Raw genomic sequence first — 15,298 nt, 5'->3', positions numbered from 1 at the left:
GCGTGGCACGCCCGACGACCCCTGAGTAGACCGAGGTGAGGTTGTGAGCCGCAGGTACGACTGTGCGGACGAGGAACAACACAAGACCGGGATCGCGGACGCGGCCTCCACCGTGCGCCGCGGCGAACTGGTGGTCCTGCCCACCGACACCGTCTACGGGGTCGGTGCGGACGCCTTCAGCCCCGGCGCGGTGGCGGCTCTGCGCAGGGCCCGGGGCCGCGGACGCGAGGCGCCGCCGTCGGTGCTGGTCGGCACGGTCCGTGCCGCCCAGGCGCTCGTCGACGACCTCGGCAGGCACGGCCAGGACCTGATCGAGGAGTTCTGGCCCGGCCCGCTCACCCTCGTGTGCGCGGCCACCCCCAGCCTCTCCTGGGACCTGGGCGACACCAAGGGCACCGTCGCGGTGCGCATGCCGATGCATCCGGTGGCGCTGGAACTGCTCAAGGAGGTCGGACCGATGGCGGTCAGCGGGGCCCACGTCACCGGGAACCCGGTCGCCACCACGGTCGAGCAGGCCGTGGAGCAGTTGGGCGACAGCGTCGGCGTCTACCTCGACGCCGGTCCCTGCGTCGACACGCCGCCGTCGACCATCATCGACCTGACCTACGCCGTGCCGCGCGTCCTGCGCTCGGGAGCGATCGGCATCGAGCGGCTGCGGGCCGTGTGCGGCACCGTCGTCAACGAGCTCAAGCGTCCCGGCCGCAGGGTGGGAGCCGTCGCGTCGAGCGCCCCGGAACCCGTTGAGAAGGCCGGGGAGGCGGCGGAGGAGAAGACGGAGGAGGACGGACCCGCCCCCTCCGGGCAGAACGGGTCGAGCGCGGTCTGACCGAACGGCGACGCCGGCAGGGGCGCCGCGAGTCGCGGTCTCCGGCGCCGCCGCGCAGTGCTAGCGTCGATGTCACCTCTCAGCCCAGAACACGCGCCGCGCCGCCGAGACGGCGCGGCCGGTCCACGGAAGGCTCCGCAACGCCGTGCGTGAGTACGCGCTCACCTTTGTCATCGCCGTGGCGGTCACCCACCTGCTGACCCCGCTGGTCCGCAACGCCGCGATCGCCTTCGGCGCGGTCCCCCCGGTCCGCGACCGGGACGTGCACACCGAGCCCATCCCCCGGATGGGCGGGATCGCCATGTACGGCGGGTTCGCCGCGGCGCTGCTCATCTCGGCGCAGCTACCGCACCTGCGCGAGGTGTTCTTCGACCAGACCTGGTGGCGGGGACTGCTGGTGGCGGGCGCCCTGATCGTGGTGATCGGGGTCATCGACGACCGGTGGGGCATGGCGCCCGTCCCCAAGCTGGCCGGGCAGATCGTCGCCGCGGGCATCCTGGTGTCGCAGGGCGTGCAGTTGCTGTGGCTGCCGCTGCCGGGCACCACGCTCGTCCTCGGCCCCGAACTCGGCACCCTGCTGTCGGTGCTGCTGATCGTGGTCACCATCAACGCGGTCAACTTCGCCGACGGACTGGACGGCCTGGCGTCGGGAATCGTCGCGATCGCGGCGGCGGCCTTCTTCACCTACTACTACGTGGTCGCCGTCGACCAGGGATTCGACCGGCAGTCCTACCCCGCCATGATCGCGATCATCCTGGTCGGGGTCTGCGCGGGCTTCCTCATCCACAACTTCAACCCGGCGCGGGTGTTCATGGGGGACACCGGTTCGATGCTGATCGGCCTGCTCCTGGCCTCCATCACCATCACCGTGACCGGTGAGTTCCAGGCCAACGCGGTCGCCCACTTCGACTCCAGCGGCCTGGTCGCCTTCCTGCCGATCCTGCTTCCGCTGCTGGCGCTCGCCCTTCCGCTGGCCGACCTGGTGCTCGCGGTGGCGCGGCGGACGCTGGCGGGCAAGTCGCCGTTCGCGCCCGACAAGAAGCACCTGCACCACCGACTGCTGGAACTCGGCCACTCCCACGCGCGGGCGGTGCTGCTGATGTACCTGTGGGCGGCGATCATCTCGTTCGCGGCGGTGTCACTGTCGATCTTCGACGCGCCGATGATCGTCCTGAGCGTTACCACATTGGTAGCGATCTGCGCGGTCGGTCTGATCACGCTGCCGCGGCTGCGGCGCCGCGCGCGGCTGAGGGCGCGAACGGCTGACACCGCCGTCACGGACGGCCACGGAGCGTTCGGGGAAAAGTGATTCAGCGCACTTGATCAGCGGACAGAGCCGGGTAAAGACCCGTGAACCAGGCCTTAACGCTCGAAAAAGCAGCAGGGTGACCTAACAGACAACCCGGAGGGAGGCACGACCACGGCGGCGATCCCGGGACCGATAAGGGGGACGTAAAGCTGCCCGTGGGAAACGGTGTCGAAACCTTGTGATAGCTTTCACGAGCAAGCACCTCACAGCACAACACCGGAGTTCACGCATGCAGGAACACGACGCCAAGGTTCTCCGCGGCGCCGCGATTCCCACACTGGTGGTCGGAGGCGGCAGTACCGCCGTCTTCTTCCTGATCTCGGGCACGGCCGGTGCTCTCGGCGCGCTGTCCGCACTGCTGCTGGTTCTTGCCTTCTTCGGTGTCTCCGGGTGGGTGGTGGCCCAGGTCAGCAAACGCAACCCGGAACTGTTCATGCCGGCCACGCTGGGCGCCTTCTTCGTCAAGGCGGTGATCCTGGCGGTCGCGCTGCTCGTGCTCCGCAACGTCGACCCCGCATGGCTGGACACGACCGCGTTCGCGGTCACCTCGCTGCTGTGCGTGGTCTCCTGGCTGGGCGGCCACGTGCGCGTGCTGGCGACCTCCAAGACCCCGCACGTCGATCCGGAGCCGAGCGCCGCCTCCGGTCTGGAGACCCGGCGTGAGAACACGTGATGTGCGCGGTGCGGCACGACGTCCGGTATCCGCCCCCCGCTGTACGGACAATCGCGACAACCTGCTATGTTCCGGAGCGACGAGATGAGCGAGCCGCGGAAACCGGACGAGACCTCCCAGGAACCCGCCGAGACCGCGGTCGACGGAGTCGGCATCGTCTCCCTGCTCGTGTCCGGAATGGTCGTGTGGGGCGGTGCGGGTTGGCTGCTCGACCGATTAACGGACCACCAGGCGCTGTTCCTGCCCATCGGCATCCTGCTCGGGCTGGGATTGGCGCTGTACATGGTCTTCGCCAGGCTCCACGCCCGGTCCCGGTAACCGCCTCCTCCAACTCCACCCGCCGACGGCGCGAGCCGGGACGGCCGGGGGAGCCCACGCTGACCGCCGTTGCCGGTCCGCTCAAGACTGACCAGATCTTCTTGATTCACGACGGAAGGGTTCGCCGTGAGTGCTGACACGCTCAACCTCGCTGCCGAGGGCGGTGGTGGTCTGTTCACGCCGGGAGGCCCCGGCTTCGAGGCCCCCTCCGTCGACATCTTCTTCCCGTCCCCGTGGTCCTGGGGCGACTACAGCGAGGCGCTTCCCTACACCAGCGGCATCACCAAGTACGCGGTGCTGCTCCTGGTGGCCACCGCGCTGGTGGCGCTGTTCCTGTGGTGGACGACGCGCAGGCTGTCGGTCGTCCCGAACCGCGGGCAGAGCATCATCGAGACCGTCGTCCTCTTCGTCCGCGAGCAGATCTCGCGGCCGATGATGGGGAAGAAGGGCGACAAGTACCTGCCGCTGCTGGTCTCGCTGTTCCTGTTCATCTTCGCGATGAACATCATGGGGATCATCCCCTTCCTGCAGCTGCCGGTGCCCAGCAACCTGTCCTACCCGGTCGGCCTCGCGCTGATCGTCTACATCACCTTCATCGTGGTGGGCATCCGCGCGCACGGCGGGGTCGTCCCCTCCGGGGCGCCGGTCTGGATCCTGCCGCTGCTGGTGCCGATCGAGGTGCTCTCGAACTTCGTCATCCGCCCCGCGACGCACGCCATCCGTCTGTTCGCGACCATGTTCGCCGGACACCTGCTGCTCGCCACGTTCGCCGCGGGCGGCTGGTACATGTTCAACCCCAGCGCGGGACCGCTCTTCGGCACCATCTCGGTGCTGTTCTCCGGCTCGGCCCTGCTGGCGTTCATCGTGTTCACCGCCTTCGAGCTGGTGATCATGTTCCTGCAGGCCTTCGTGTTCACCCTGCTCGCCGCCCTGTACATCGGGCAGGCCCAGGAAGCGCACTAGGCCGCGCAGAACCGACCCCGTTCTCCGTGCCTCCCGCCCGGAAGGCGCGACAACCCATCTGGCCCTGTGGTCACGATCCTCAAGGAGAGACAATGGAAGGCAGCCTGAACGTCATCGGTTACGGCATCAGCGTCATCGGTGCCGGTATCGGTGTGGGCATCGTGTTCGGCCTGGGCATGCAGGCCATCGCCCGCCAGCCCGAGGCCCGCGGGCCGCTGCAGACCAACATCTACATCGGCTTCGCCCTGATCGAGGCGCTCGCCCTGCTGGGCTTCGTCCTCGCGTTCGCCATCTAGGGCGGATCGGCGAAGGAAGTAGGCAACCAACCGTGAAGGGGCGCTGACCATGTTGGGCCTGGCCGCCGAAGAGAACGTTCTACGGATTCACATCGACGAACTCGTCTTCGGCCTCATCGCCTTCGCCGTGATCTTCGCACTGGTGTACCGCTACGCCGTGCCGAGGGTCATGAAGATGCTCGACGAGCGCGCCGACTCCATCGAAGGTGGTATCGAGCGGGCGAAGAAGGCAGAGGCACAAGCCGAGGAACTGCGCCAGCAGTTCAGGGAGAAGCTGGAGGAGGCGCACCGGTCCTACGCGGCCGAGCTGCAGAAGGCCAGCGAGCAGAGCGCGGCCATCATCGCTGAGGCGCGCGAGGAGGCCCAGGCCGAGGCGCGCCGCATCATCGAGGCGGCGCACGCCCAGATCGAGGCCGACCGCCAGCAGGCCATGGAGCAGCTGCGGACCGAGATCGGGACCCTCTCCGCCGACCTGGCGGCTCGGATCGTCGGGGAGACCCTCGCCGACAGTGACGCGCAGAGCCGGGTCATCGACCGGTTCCTCGCCGAACTGGAGAGCGGGAATAGCCAGCAGGCAGAGGTGCGTTGATGCAGGGTGTCAGCCGAACCTCACTGGACGAGGTGATCCGACGCCTCGACGACATCCTGCCGTCCGCCAACACGGCCACGTTGGGCCACGAGCTCTTCGAGGTCGTGGCCCTGCTGGAGCAGGAGCACTCCCTGCGCCGGTGGCTGGCGGACCCGGCCGGTTCCCCGGACAGCAAGTCCGCCCTCGTCAGTGACCTTCTGGAAGCGAAGGTGTCGCCGGCCACCCTCCTCGTGGCCAACGACGTCGTCCGGGCCAGGTGGTCCGCGTCGCGCGACCTGGTCGACGCCGCCGAGCAGGCCGCCGTGTTCGCGACGATCGCCGAGCACGGCAGCGCCCAGCAGCTCGAGGGAGTCGAGGACGAACTGTTCCGGTTCGGTCGGATCGTCGCGGGTCAGCCCGAGCTCCGCGTCGCGCTGACCGCGGACGGCGTCCCCATCGAACACAAGCGGACCCTGGTGGAGAACCTGCTCTCGGGCAAGGTCGGCGCCGCGACGCTGGCCCTGATCACCGAGGCCGCGACCCGGCCGCGGGGACGTACTCTGGAGCAGGGTCTTGACCATTTCAGTCAGCTGGTGGCCGAGCGGGCCAAGCACTACATCGCGGTGGTACGGACCGCGGTTCCGATGAGCGAGGCGCAGCAGTCCAGACTGCAGGCCGCGCTCACCCGGACGTACGGGCGGGACATCCACCTGAACATCGAGATCGCGCCGGAGGTCGTGGGTGGACTCTCCATCCGCGTGGGCGACGAGGTCATCGACGGCACCATCGCGGGGCGCATCGCCGAGATTCGGCGACGCCTGGCCGGCTGACGCGACGACGCACCGAACGCAAGACGCACGGCGCCGCACCGCGGCGCCAATGAGAGCAAGGACATACGTGAGATGGCGGAGCTGACGATCCGACCGGAGGAGATCCGGGACGCGCTGCAGCGCTTCGTCCAGTCGTACGAGCCTGACGCCGCCGCACGCGAGGAGATCGGAACCGTCACCTACTCCGGTGACGGCATCGCCCGCGTCAGTGGCCTTCCCTCTGCGATGGCGAACGAGCTGCTGGAATTCGAGGACGGCACCCAGGGCATCGCCCAGAACCTGGAGATCGGCGAGGTCGGTGTCGTCGTTCTCGGTGACTTCACCAACATCGCGGAAGGCCAGACGGTGCGGCGGACCGGCCAGGTCCTCTCGGTGCCGGTGGGCGACGCCTACCTGGGCCGGGTGGTCGACCCCCTCGGCCGGCCGATCGACGGCAAGGGCGAGATCGAGACGACCCAGCGTCGCGAGCTCGAACTCCAGGCGGCCACGGTCATGCAGCGCAAGCCGGTCCACGAGCCGATGCAGACCGGCATCAAGGCGATCGACTCGATGACCCCGATCGGCCGCGGTCAGCGCCAGCTGATCATCGGCGACCGGCAGACCGGCAAGACCGCGGTCTGCATCGACACGATCATCAACCAGAAGTCCAACTGGGAGTCCGGCGACCCGAACAAGCAGGTGCGCTGCATCTACGTCGCGGTCGGTCAGAAGGGCTCCACCATCGCCGGTGTGCGCGGCGCTCTCGAAGAGGCCGGAGCGATGGAGTACACCACCATCGTGGCGGCTCCCGCCTCCGACCCCGCGGGCTTCAAGTACATCGCCCCCTACACCGGTTCGGCCATCGGCCAGCACTGGATGTACCAGGGCAAGCACGTCCTCATCGTCTTCGACGACCTGACCAAGCAGGCCGAGGCCTACCGCGCGGTCTCGCTGCTGCTGCGTCGCCCGCCGGGCCGCGAGGCCTACCCCGGTGACGTCTTCTACCTGCACTCCCGTCTGCTGGAGCGCTGCGCGAAGCTCTCCGACGAGCTGGGCGCGGGTTCGATGACCGGCCTGCCGATCATCGAGACCAAGGCCAACGACGTGTCGGCCTACATCCCGACCAACGTCATCTCCATCACCGACGGCCAGGTCTTCCTGGAGTCCGACCTGTTCAACCAGGGTCAGCGTCCGGCGATCAACGTCGGTATCTCGGTCTCCCGTGTCGGTGGCGCCGCGCAGACCAAGGCCATGAAGAAGGTCTCGGGCACCCTGCGCCTGGGGCTGGCCCAGTACCGCGACCTGGAGGCGTTCGCCGCCTTCGGTTCGGACCTGGACGCGGCCTCCAAGGCGCAGCTGGAGCGGGGCGCCCGCCTCATGGAGCTGCTCAAGCAGGGCCAGTACTCCCCCTTCCCGGTGGAGGAGGAGGTCGTCTCCATCTGGGCCGGCACCACCGGCAAGCTGGACGACGTCCCGGTCGAGGACATCCGCCGCTTCGAGTCGGAGTTCCTCGGCTACCTGCGCCGCGAGCAGGGCAAGATCCTCGACAGCATCCGTGAGAGCGGCAAGTTCGAGGACGAGACCGCCGAGGCGCTCACCGACGCGATCGGCGAGTTCAAGAAGACCTTCCAGACCAGCGCCGGCACCATCCTCAGCACCGAGGCCCAGGCCGAGGCGCTGGACGAGTCCGAGGTCGGCCAAGAGACCATCAAGGTCGCCAAGACCGGCGGGAAGTAACCCATGGGTGCACAGCTTCGCGTCTATCGCCGGAGGATCCGCTCGACCAAGTCGATGGCGAAGATCACCCGCGCGATGGAACTCATCGCCGCCACGCGCATCACCAAGGCGCAGCGGGCGGCCGAGGCGGCTGGCCCCTACGCCCGGGAGATCACCAGGGCGGTGTCCGCGGTGGCCGCTCGGGTCAGCGAGCATCCGCTGCTGACCGAGGCGGAGAACCCCACCCGGGCCGCCGTCCTGGTCATCACCAGCGACAAGGGACTCGCGGGCGCCTACACCGCCAACGCGATCAAGGAGGCCGAGAGCCTCTCCCGGCTCCTCACCGAGCAGGGCAAGGAAGTCCTGACCTACATGGTGGGCCGCAAGGGCATCGGCTTCTTCAACTTCCGCGAGCGTCCCCTGGCGGACTCCTGGGAGGGCTTCACCGAACGCCCCTCCTACATGCACGCCAAGGAGATCTCCGCGGTCCTGATGGAGAAGTTCGTCCAGGACACCGCGGAGGGCGGCGTCGACGAGATCCACATCGTCTCGACCGAGTTCGTCTCCATGATCACCCAGCAGGCCCGGGCCTCCCGGATCCTGCCGCTGGAGGTCCAGGAGGTCGAACCCAGGGTGCTCGAAGCGGAGCAGGGGCCCCTGCCGCTGTACGAGTTCGAGCCCGCGGTCGAGGAGGTACTGGACCAACTGCTTCCCCAGTACGTGACCAACCGGATCTACTTCGCGCTCCTCGAGTCGGCCGCGTCCCAGCACGCGTCGCGCCGCGCCGCGATGAAGGCGGCCACCGACAACGCCGAGGAGCTTGTCAAGACCCTGACCCGCCAGGCCAACCAGGCCCGCCAGGCGGAGATCACCAACGAGATCAGCGAGATCGTCGGCGGCGCCGACGCCCTCGCTGCTGCCAGCGCGGGGAGTGAGTAAGAGAAGTGACTGCGACTGTTGAAGGGACGGCCGCGCCCGCGACGGCGACCGGCCGCATCGCCCGGGTCACCGGCCCGGTCGTCGACGTGGAGTTTCCCGTCGGCTCCCTGCCTCCGATCTACAACGCCCTGAAGACCGACGTCACCCTCAGCGGCGAGACCAAGACCATCACGCTCGAGGTCGCCCAGCACCTCGGTGACAACCTGGTCCGCACCATCAGCCTCGCCCCGCAGGACGGTCTGGTCCGCGGCGCCGAGGTGCGCGACACCGGCGTGCCGATCAGCGTCCCGGTGGGCGACGGCATCAAGGGCCACGTGTTCAACACCCTGGGCGAGCCCCAGGACGTTCCCGCCTCCGAACTGCAGGTCACCGAGCGCTGGCCGATCCACCGCCAGGCTCCGGCCTTCGACCAGTTGGAGTCGAAGACCGAGATGATGGTGACCGGCATCAAGGTCATCGACCTGCTCACCCCGTACGTGCGCGGTGGCAAGATCGGTCTGTTCGGCGGCGCGGGTGTCGGCAAGACCGTGCTCATCCAGGAGATGATCACCCGTATCGCCCGCAACTTCGGCGGTGTGTCCGTCTTCGCGGGCGTGGGCGAGCGCACCCGTGAGGGCACCGACCTGTTCCTGGAGATGGAGGAGATGGGTGTCCTCCAGGACACCGCTCTCGTCTTCGGGCAGATGGACGAGCCTCCGGGCACCCGTCTGCGGGTCGCGCTGTCGGCGCTGACCATGGCGGAGTACTTCCGCGATGTGCAGAAGCAGGACGTGCTGCTGTTCATCGACAACATCTTCCGCTTCACCCAGGCGGGCTCGGAGGTCTCCACCCTGCTGGGCCGCATGCCCTCCGCGGTGGGTTACCAGCCGAACCTGGCCGACGAGATGGGTCTGCTGCAGGAGCGGATCACCTCGACCCGCGGCCACTCGATCACCTCGATGCAGGCGATCTACGTGCCCGCGGACGACTACACCGACCCGGCTCCGGCGACCACCTTCGCCCACCTGGACGCGACGACCGAGCTCTCCCGCCCGATCTCGCAGAAGGGCATCTACCCGGCGGTGGACCCGCTGACCTCCACCTCCCGCATCCTCGACCCGCAGTACGTGGGCCAGGAGCACTACGAGGTGGCCCAGCGGGTCAAGGAGATCCTGCAGCGCAACAACGACCTGCAGGACCAGATCGCCATCCTCGGTATCGACGAGCTGTCCGAAGAGGACAAGGTCATCGTGCACCGGGCGCGGCGTCTGGAGCGCTTCCTGTCGCAGAACATGTTCGTGGCCGAGAAGTTCACCGGCACCCCGGGCGTGTTCGTGCCGCTGGAGGAGACCATCGCGTCCTTCAAGGCGGTCTGCGAGGGCGAGTACGACCACCTGCCCGAGCAGGCGTTCCTGGACGTCGGCAACATCGAGATGGCCGTCGAGAAGGCGAAGACGCTGCAGGGCTAGCGGCCGTGGGGAGGGCGGCGGCGCGATCCCGCCGTCGCCCCCGCCCCGGCGAAGCGGCCCTCGATCTGAGGAGTGGTGGCAGTGTCGAAGAAACTCTTTGTCGAACTCGTCACGCCCGAACGGGAGCTCTGGGCGGGCGAGGGCGACATGGTGATCGCCAAGACGGTCGAAGGCGAGATCGGTATCCAGCCGGGGCACGTCCCGGTGCTGGCGATGCTCGCGCCCGGCTCGGTGGTGCGGATCCTGGGCGCCCGGGAGACCGGCGAGGTCCGCGCCGCGGTACACGGCGGCTTCATCGCCGCGACTCTGGGAGACCGGATCTCGATCCTCGCGGAGATCGCCGAACTGGCCGAGGAGATCGACGTGGAGCGGGCCCGGACCGCGCTGACCAGGTCCGAGAGCTCGGTGCTCGGCGACGAGGAGGCACAGGCGCGCGTCGCCCGTGCGCGCAGCCGTCTGCGGGCGGCCGGAGAAGCCGCTTGACCGTCCCGGCAGCGGGTGACGGCGCGGACGTTGGAAGGCGTCCCACGTAGGCGGGGGTGACTCTTGGGGGAGCAGCTGAACATCGGAACGTGGTTCGAGATCGCCGAATGGTCGTTCTTCTCGCTGCTCGCCCTCGCCCTGCTGGCGCTCGTCGCGGTGATCCTGCGGCGCTACGCCCTGGAACGCGGTGGCGGAGCGGTCGAGTGTTATCTGCGTCCCGTGGAGGGCCGACGCCGCCCCTGGCGGATCGGATGCGGTCGCTACGGGATCGAGGAGTTGCGCTGGTACCGCATTTTCTCCCTGTGGCCGCGGCCGGCAGTCGAGCTGCCGCGCCGCGGTCTTGTCGTTGTGGGGCGTCGCGCCCCCGAGGGGGAGGAGTTGCGGGAGCTGACCGACGACCTGGTGGTCGTCGAGGTGGGCTGGACCGCCTCCGACGGCTCCGACCCGAAGGAGCCGGTCTACGAGCTGGCGATGAGCGACGCCGCCCTGACCGGCTTCCTGTCCTGGCTGGAGTCGGTACCGCCGGGCACCATCTGGCGGGACGACGACGAGTGAGCACCGGTGCTCCTGACGTGAGGGGGCGGCCACCCGCGGGTGGCCGCCCCCTCACGTCAGGACCACACCCGGGCGGCTAGTCCCGGTCGCCGCCCGGTTTCCACAGGACGTCGGCGCCCCCGTTCACCACCCGGCACAGGATGAACAGCAGGTCCGACAGCCGGTTCAGGTAGGAGGCGGTCAGCGGGTTGACCGAGTCGCCGTGCGCCTCGACCGCCGCCCAGGCGGAGCGCTCCGCGCGGCGGGTGACGACGCGCGCGGTGTGCAGCAGCGCGGCGGCGGGGGAGCCGCCCGGCAGGATGAAGCTGCGCAGGGTGGGCAGGTCGGCGTTGTAGCGGTCGCAGTCGGCCTCCAACCGTTCGATGTAGGCGGCCTCGACCCGCAGCGGGGGGTACTCCGGATCGGGTGTCACCGGGTTGGCCAGATCCGCGCCCAGGTCGAACAGCTCGTTCTGCACCCGTCCCAGCACCGCGCGCACGTCGTCGGGGATCTCACCGAGGGCCAGCGCCACCCCGATCGCCGCGTTGGCCTCCTCCACGTCGGCGTAGGCGGCCAGCCGCAGGTCGGTCTTGGCGGTGCGGCTCATGTCCCCCAGCGCCGTCGAACCGTCGTCCCCGGTGCGGGTGTAGATCTTCGACAGCACGACGGGCTTGTCGATGTCGCGTTCCTTCATGGCCACACCCTAGCCAGCGCCGATACGCGCTCTTCGAGGCGGGACCCGGCCGCGGAACGGGCACTGCGGGAAACCCCGATGAATCCGCGCCTCTCGGGTAGGGGCCTGTCATGACCAGTAGACCGTTCGAACCCAATCCGCAGCTCGACCGCGAGGAGATCGCCGCCGCCGACCCCGGGCCGGGAGCGCCGCCGCAGGCGCCCGGCTTCGGCGTCGAGAACGAGGAACCCGACCGTCCGGAGACGGAGGAGGAGACCGAGGCCGGGGAGGACCCGCCCGCGAACCGGTGACCGTGCCTAGCCGGACCCTGGCGGCAGTCCCAGGTTGCGGTAGCGGGCGTGGCGGGCGGCGAGGCGCTCGTCCCGGTCGCGGTGGAGCAGGACGGTGAGCTCGTAGTCCAGGGCACTTCCCAGGCGGCGGCAGAACTCCTCGGGCTCGTCGGCGGCGTCGTCGTGTTCGGCGACGACGCGGTCCACGACGCCGCTCGCGCGCAGCTCCACCGAGCGCACGCCCTGGGCGGCGGCGAGTTCCGGGGCGCGCTCGGTGGTGCGGTACACGATGGCGCTCGCGCCCTCCGGCGGCAGCGGGGACAGCCAGGCGTGCTGGGCGCAGATCACCCGGTCGGCGGGGGCCAGGGCCAGCGCCCCGCCCCCCGTGCCCTGACCGAGCAGCACCGACACGGTCGGGGCCTCCAGGGTCACCAGTTCGGCCAGGCAGCGGGCGATCTGCCCGGCCATGCCGTGTTCCTCGGCGTCCCTGGACAGCGCCGCGCCGGGGGTGTCGATCACGGTGACCAGCGGCAGCCGCAGCTCCCGGGCCAGATGCATGCCGCGGCGGGCCTCCCGCAGCGCCGCCGGCCCCAGGGGGTGCTCGATGCTCTGCCGGTTGCGGTCCTGCCCCAGCAGCACGCAGGGGGAGTCGCCGAACCGGGCCAGCGCCAGCAGCAGCCCCGGGTCGGACTCGCCCTCCCCGGTGCCGTTGAGGGGGACCACGTCGTCGGCGGCGTGGCGCAGCAGCCGCCGCACCCCGGGGCGCTCCGGGCGGCGCGACCGCACGATGGAGTCCCAGGCGGGGAGGTCGGGGATCTCCTCCTGGCCGGGGTCGGCGACCTCGTCCAGCGGGCGGGGCCGGGCCAGCAGCACGTTGAGCGCCCGGTCGGCGATCACGGGCAGGTGGTCGGCGTCCACTACCGCGTCGACGAGCCCCCGGCGGTACAGGTTCTCGGCGGTCTGCACCCCCTCGGGAAACTCCCCGCCGTAGAGGGCCTGGTACACGCGCGGCCCCAAGAAGCCGATCAGCGCGCCGGGTTCGGCGACCGTCACGTGCCCCTGCGACCCCCAGGAGGCCAGTACCCCGCCGGTGGTGGGATGCCGCAGGTACACCAGGTACGGCAGGCCCGCCGCCTTGTGCGCGGCGATCGCCGCGGAGATCTTCGTCATCGCCAGGAAGGCGAGCGTGCCCTCCTGCATGCGGGTGCCGCCCGACGCGGGGGAGGCCAGCAGCGGGAGCCGTTCGGCGGTGGCGCGCTCCACGGCCCGCACCAGCCGTTCGGCCGCGGCCACCCCGACCGAACCGGCCAGGAACGCGAACTCGCTGGCCACGATCGCGACGCGGCGGCCGCGCAGCCTGCCCTCACCGGTGAGGACCGCCTCGTCGCAGCCGCTGCGCTCGGCGGCGCGGACGATTTCGGCCGCGTACTCGGGGCCGGGGCGCACATTGACGGGAGGTTCGTCCCAGGAGACGAACGATCCGGCGTCCAGAGTCCGTTCGATCAGCGCACGCGCGCTCCGCCTGCCACCCATGCGGTCCCCTCCCACTGGCTCGGTGCCCGGCCGTCGTCCTCCCGGGACACACCGTCCGCACCGGGTGTCCCGGGAGGACGACACGAAGCGGCACGGGGCCGCCGGCAGGCCGGCGGCCCCGGTCAGCTTCCCCACCGAAGACTCCACGAACCCCGTGTGCCGCGCGGTTCGCCGGTCTCCGGTGCGGCCGGGCGGGACGGGATCAGCGCACCCAGAGTTCCCCGACGCGGTCGAAGGAGGCGGAGGACAGCGCCCGGGCGGAGAAGGGCGCCACCCCGTTCACCGGAAGGGTGCTGGTGGCGAAGGCCTCCACGGCGTAGGCGGCCCCTCCGGAGAGTTCGTCGACGCTGTCCCAGTTGATGTTGTCGAAGGTGTCGTCGGCGGTGTGGTAGAAGGGGTCGTACTGTTCTCCGGCGACTCCTCCGTAGTACTCGACCTGCTGCTCGGTCTTGACGCCGTCGGCGCCGCTGAACAGACCGCCCGACGGGATCCCGGCCAGCATGAACGCCCGGTAGTCGGAGCGCCCGCTGAACTCCGTGGGCTCGGTCACCAGGCCCTCGGCGGCGAAGTAGTCCTCGAAGGTCTTCTGGATCGCTCCCGACCCCGACGGGGCGGGAACCGAGCCGGGGAGTTCGTTGCGGCCGTCGTAGACCAGGCGCGCGTAGTTGTTCGACCCGAGCATGTCGAAGTTCAGGTAGAGGGCGATCCTCTCCAGTTCCCTGTCGTCGAGGCTCTCGACGTACCTGGTGGAGCCGACGAGCCCCACCTCCTCACTGCCCCAGAAGGCGAACCGCACCTTGTTCTCGGGCCTGCCGAGCCTGGGGAGCTGCTCGGCCACCGCCAGGACCGTGGCGACACCGCTGCCGTTGTCGTTGATCCCCGGGCCGTCGGGAACGCCGTCGAGGTGGGCGCCGACGACCACCACGTTGTCCCGGTCGCCGCCCCTGGTCTCGGCGATGACGTTGTAGGAGCGGGAGGTCTCGACGGCCGCGTCGACCCTGAGGCGCAGGCGCAGGTCCTCGCCCGCCGCGAGCAGTACCTCCCCGACCTCGACGGACGCGCCCACGGCCGGAATCGCCGCGGGGTTGCTCAGGGTTCCGTTGATCGGTCCGGTGTCCGCGGGGCTGTCTCCGTGGTTGAAGATCACCGCGCCCGCGGCCCCGGCCTCGGCGGCGTTGGCCACCTTGGTCTCGAAGGTGCAGGTGCCGCGTTTGAGCACGGCGATCGCCCCGGAGGGGAAGTCGGCGAAGTCGTCCGCCTCGCAGCCGCTGTCGGTACCGGCGGCGTCCACCGGCACCGCGGGGGCGGTGACGTCTCCGGCGCCCGAGTAGCTCATGCTCGAGAAGTCCTCACCGACGGCGAACTCCCGGGTCTCGGGCGCGGTCTGGGCCAGCACCGCGTCGCTGTGCTCCACCCACTCGTCGAACGAGTAGTGGTCCCTGGTGACCCTGTATCCGGCGCGCCGGAGTTCGTTGATGACGTACTTGGCGGCCACGTCGTAACCGGGGGTTCCCGTGGCTCGGTTGCCGCCGTTGTACTCGGCGATGGTGCTCAGGTTCCGCATGTGCTCCCTGATGGCCTCGGTGGTGACCAGGTCGGGCAGCACCGCCTCGCCCACGGGAAGGGGGGACGCGTGGGCCGCGGGGGAGAGGCCGACGCCCAGCAGCACGGCCGTGGCGGCGACGACGGGAAGTCGCGATCTGATGCGCGCGGTCAGTGGGGGGTGTCCGGGTGGTGTGCGCACGCTCATCCTCCTGACGGGTGTCCGCTTCCCAGGGTGACGAAACGGACACAAAGGTGTGAAGATGAGTGCAGCTTGTCACCGAACGGTGGCTCTGGGCAAGAGCGGCGGAGGGTGATTCCCGGCGGGGGACCGGGAGCGGGAGGAGGCGGCGGAGCCGACCGCGGTGCGGGGAGGAG

Annotated in this window: 17 protein-coding genes; 14 read left to right on the top strand and 3 right to left on the bottom strand. The window is 69.8% G+C overall.

Annotated features, from left to right (window positions below; translation table 11 throughout):
• Window positions 1-43 precede the first annotated feature (43 nt).
• The 13 genes from NI17_RS15045 (at window position 44) to NI17_RS14985 (ending at window position 10,903) form a co-directional block, all read left to right on the top strand.
• Entirely contained in the window at window positions 44-826 is a 783-nt protein-coding gene (locus NI17_RS15045; protein ID WP_068692250.1) for an L-threonylcarbamoyladenylate synthase, read from the top strand.
• Window positions 827-971: 145 nt separating this feature from the next.
• On the top strand, window positions 972-2,135 hold the full coding sequence (locus NI17_RS15040) for an MraY family glycosyltransferase (RefSeq protein ID WP_068692252.1): 1,164 nt from the start codon (window positions 972-974) through the stop codon (window positions 2,133-2,135).
• Between the two features lie 229 nt (window positions 2,136-2,364).
• Window positions 2,365-2,808, top strand: a complete 444-nt coding sequence (locus tag NI17_RS15035) for a Cg1360 family ATP-synthase-associated protein (protein ID WP_068692254.1) — start codon at window positions 2,365-2,367, stop codon at window positions 2,806-2,808.
• An 84-nt stretch (window positions 2,809-2,892) separates the two neighbouring features.
• On the top strand, window positions 2,893-3,126 hold the full coding sequence (locus tag NI17_RS15030; protein WP_068692340.1) for an AtpZ/AtpI family protein: 234 nt from the start codon (window positions 2,893-2,895) through the stop codon (window positions 3,124-3,126).
• 126 nt (window positions 3,127-3,252) lie between these two features.
• The gene (gene atpB / locus NI17_RS15025; protein ID WP_068692256.1) at window positions 3,253-4,089 is read left to right on the top strand and encodes a F0F1 ATP synthase subunit A; all 837 of its coding nucleotides are present in this window, start codon (window positions 3,253-3,255) and stop codon (window positions 4,087-4,089) included.
• Window positions 4,090-4,181: 92 nt separating this feature from the next.
• Window positions 4,182-4,385 (top strand): ATP synthase F0 subunit C, encoded by a 204-nt coding sequence (atpE, locus tag NI17_RS15020; protein WP_068692259.1) that lies wholly within the window; start codon window positions 4,182-4,184, stop codon window positions 4,383-4,385.
• Between the two features lie 49 nt (window positions 4,386-4,434).
• Complete coding sequence (locus NI17_RS15015) at window positions 4,435-4,974, top strand: F0F1 ATP synthase subunit B (protein ID WP_068692261.1); 540 nt, start codon at window positions 4,435-4,437, stop codon at window positions 4,972-4,974.
• Complete coding sequence (locus tag NI17_RS15010) at window positions 4,974-5,783, top strand: F0F1 ATP synthase subunit delta (RefSeq protein WP_068692262.1); 810 nt, start codon at window positions 4,974-4,976, stop codon at window positions 5,781-5,783. Before NI17_RS15015 ends, NI17_RS15010 begins: the two co-directional genes overlap by 1 nt.
• A 72-nt stretch (window positions 5,784-5,855) precedes the next feature.
• Window positions 5,856-7,499 (top strand): F0F1 ATP synthase subunit alpha, encoded by a 1,644-nt coding sequence (gene atpA, locus NI17_RS15005; protein ID WP_068692263.1) that lies wholly within the window; start codon window positions 5,856-5,858, stop codon window positions 7,497-7,499.
• Between the two features lie 3 nt (window positions 7,500-7,502).
• Complete coding sequence (locus NI17_RS15000) at window positions 7,503-8,417, top strand: F0F1 ATP synthase subunit gamma (protein WP_068692265.1); 915 nt, start codon at window positions 7,503-7,505, stop codon at window positions 8,415-8,417.
• A 5-nt stretch (window positions 8,418-8,422) separates the two neighbouring features.
• Window positions 8,423-9,865 carry a F0F1 ATP synthase subunit beta gene (atpD, locus tag NI17_RS14995; RefSeq protein WP_068692266.1) on the top strand — a complete coding sequence of 481 codons (1,443 nt, stop codon included), beginning with the start codon at window positions 8,423-8,425 and terminating at the stop codon, window positions 9,863-9,865.
• A gap of 81 nt (window positions 9,866-9,946) precedes the next feature.
• Window positions 9,947-10,348: a F0F1 ATP synthase subunit epsilon gene (locus NI17_RS14990; protein ID WP_068692267.1), complete on the top strand. Its 402-nt coding sequence runs from the start codon at window positions 9,947-9,949 to the stop codon at window positions 10,346-10,348.
• 63 nt (window positions 10,349-10,411) lie between these two features.
• Window positions 10,412-10,903, top strand: a complete 492-nt coding sequence (locus tag NI17_RS14985) for a DUF2550 domain-containing protein (protein ID WP_068692272.1) — start codon at window positions 10,412-10,414, stop codon at window positions 10,901-10,903.
• A 76-nt stretch (window positions 10,904-10,979) separates the two neighbouring features.
• Here the strand turns inward: NI17_RS14985 and NI17_RS14980 are convergent, their stop codons facing one another.
• Complete coding sequence (locus NI17_RS14980) at window positions 10,980-11,576, bottom strand: cob(I)yrinic acid a,c-diamide adenosyltransferase (RefSeq protein WP_068692273.1); 597 nt, start codon at window positions 11,574-11,576, stop codon at window positions 10,980-10,982.
• Window positions 11,577-11,686: 110 nt separating this feature from the next.
• On the opposite strand from NI17_RS14980, the gene NI17_RS14975 reads away from it, so the two are divergent.
• Window positions 11,687-11,866, top strand: a complete 180-nt coding sequence (locus NI17_RS14975) for a hypothetical protein (RefSeq protein WP_068692275.1) — start codon at window positions 11,687-11,689, stop codon at window positions 11,864-11,866.
• A gap of 6 nt (window positions 11,867-11,872) precedes the next feature.
• On the opposite strand, the gene NI17_RS14970 is transcribed toward NI17_RS14975, so the two are convergent.
• Together NI17_RS14970 and NI17_RS14965 are read right to left on the bottom strand one after the other, a co-directional pair.
• Window positions 11,873-13,378, bottom strand: a complete 1,506-nt coding sequence (locus tag NI17_RS14970; RefSeq protein WP_119267972.1) for an acetyl-coenzyme A carboxylase carboxyl transferase subunits beta/alpha — start codon at window positions 13,376-13,378, stop codon at window positions 11,873-11,875.
• A gap of 202 nt (window positions 13,379-13,580) precedes the next feature.
• Window positions 13,581-15,128 (bottom strand): M20/M25/M40 family metallo-hydrolase, encoded by a 1,548-nt coding sequence (locus tag NI17_RS14965; RefSeq protein WP_068692277.1) that lies wholly within the window; start codon window positions 15,126-15,128, stop codon window positions 13,581-13,583.
• Window positions 15,129-15,298: the final 170 nt, after the last annotated feature.

Source organism: Thermobifida halotolerans (assembly GCF_003574835.2).
Taxonomy (GTDB): Bacteria; Actinomycetota; Actinomycetes; order Streptosporangiales; family Streptosporangiaceae; genus Thermobifida; species Thermobifida halotolerans.
The sequence above is the reverse complement of the archived record's forward strand: the minus strand, read 5'-3'. Positions and strand labels throughout refer to the sequence as shown.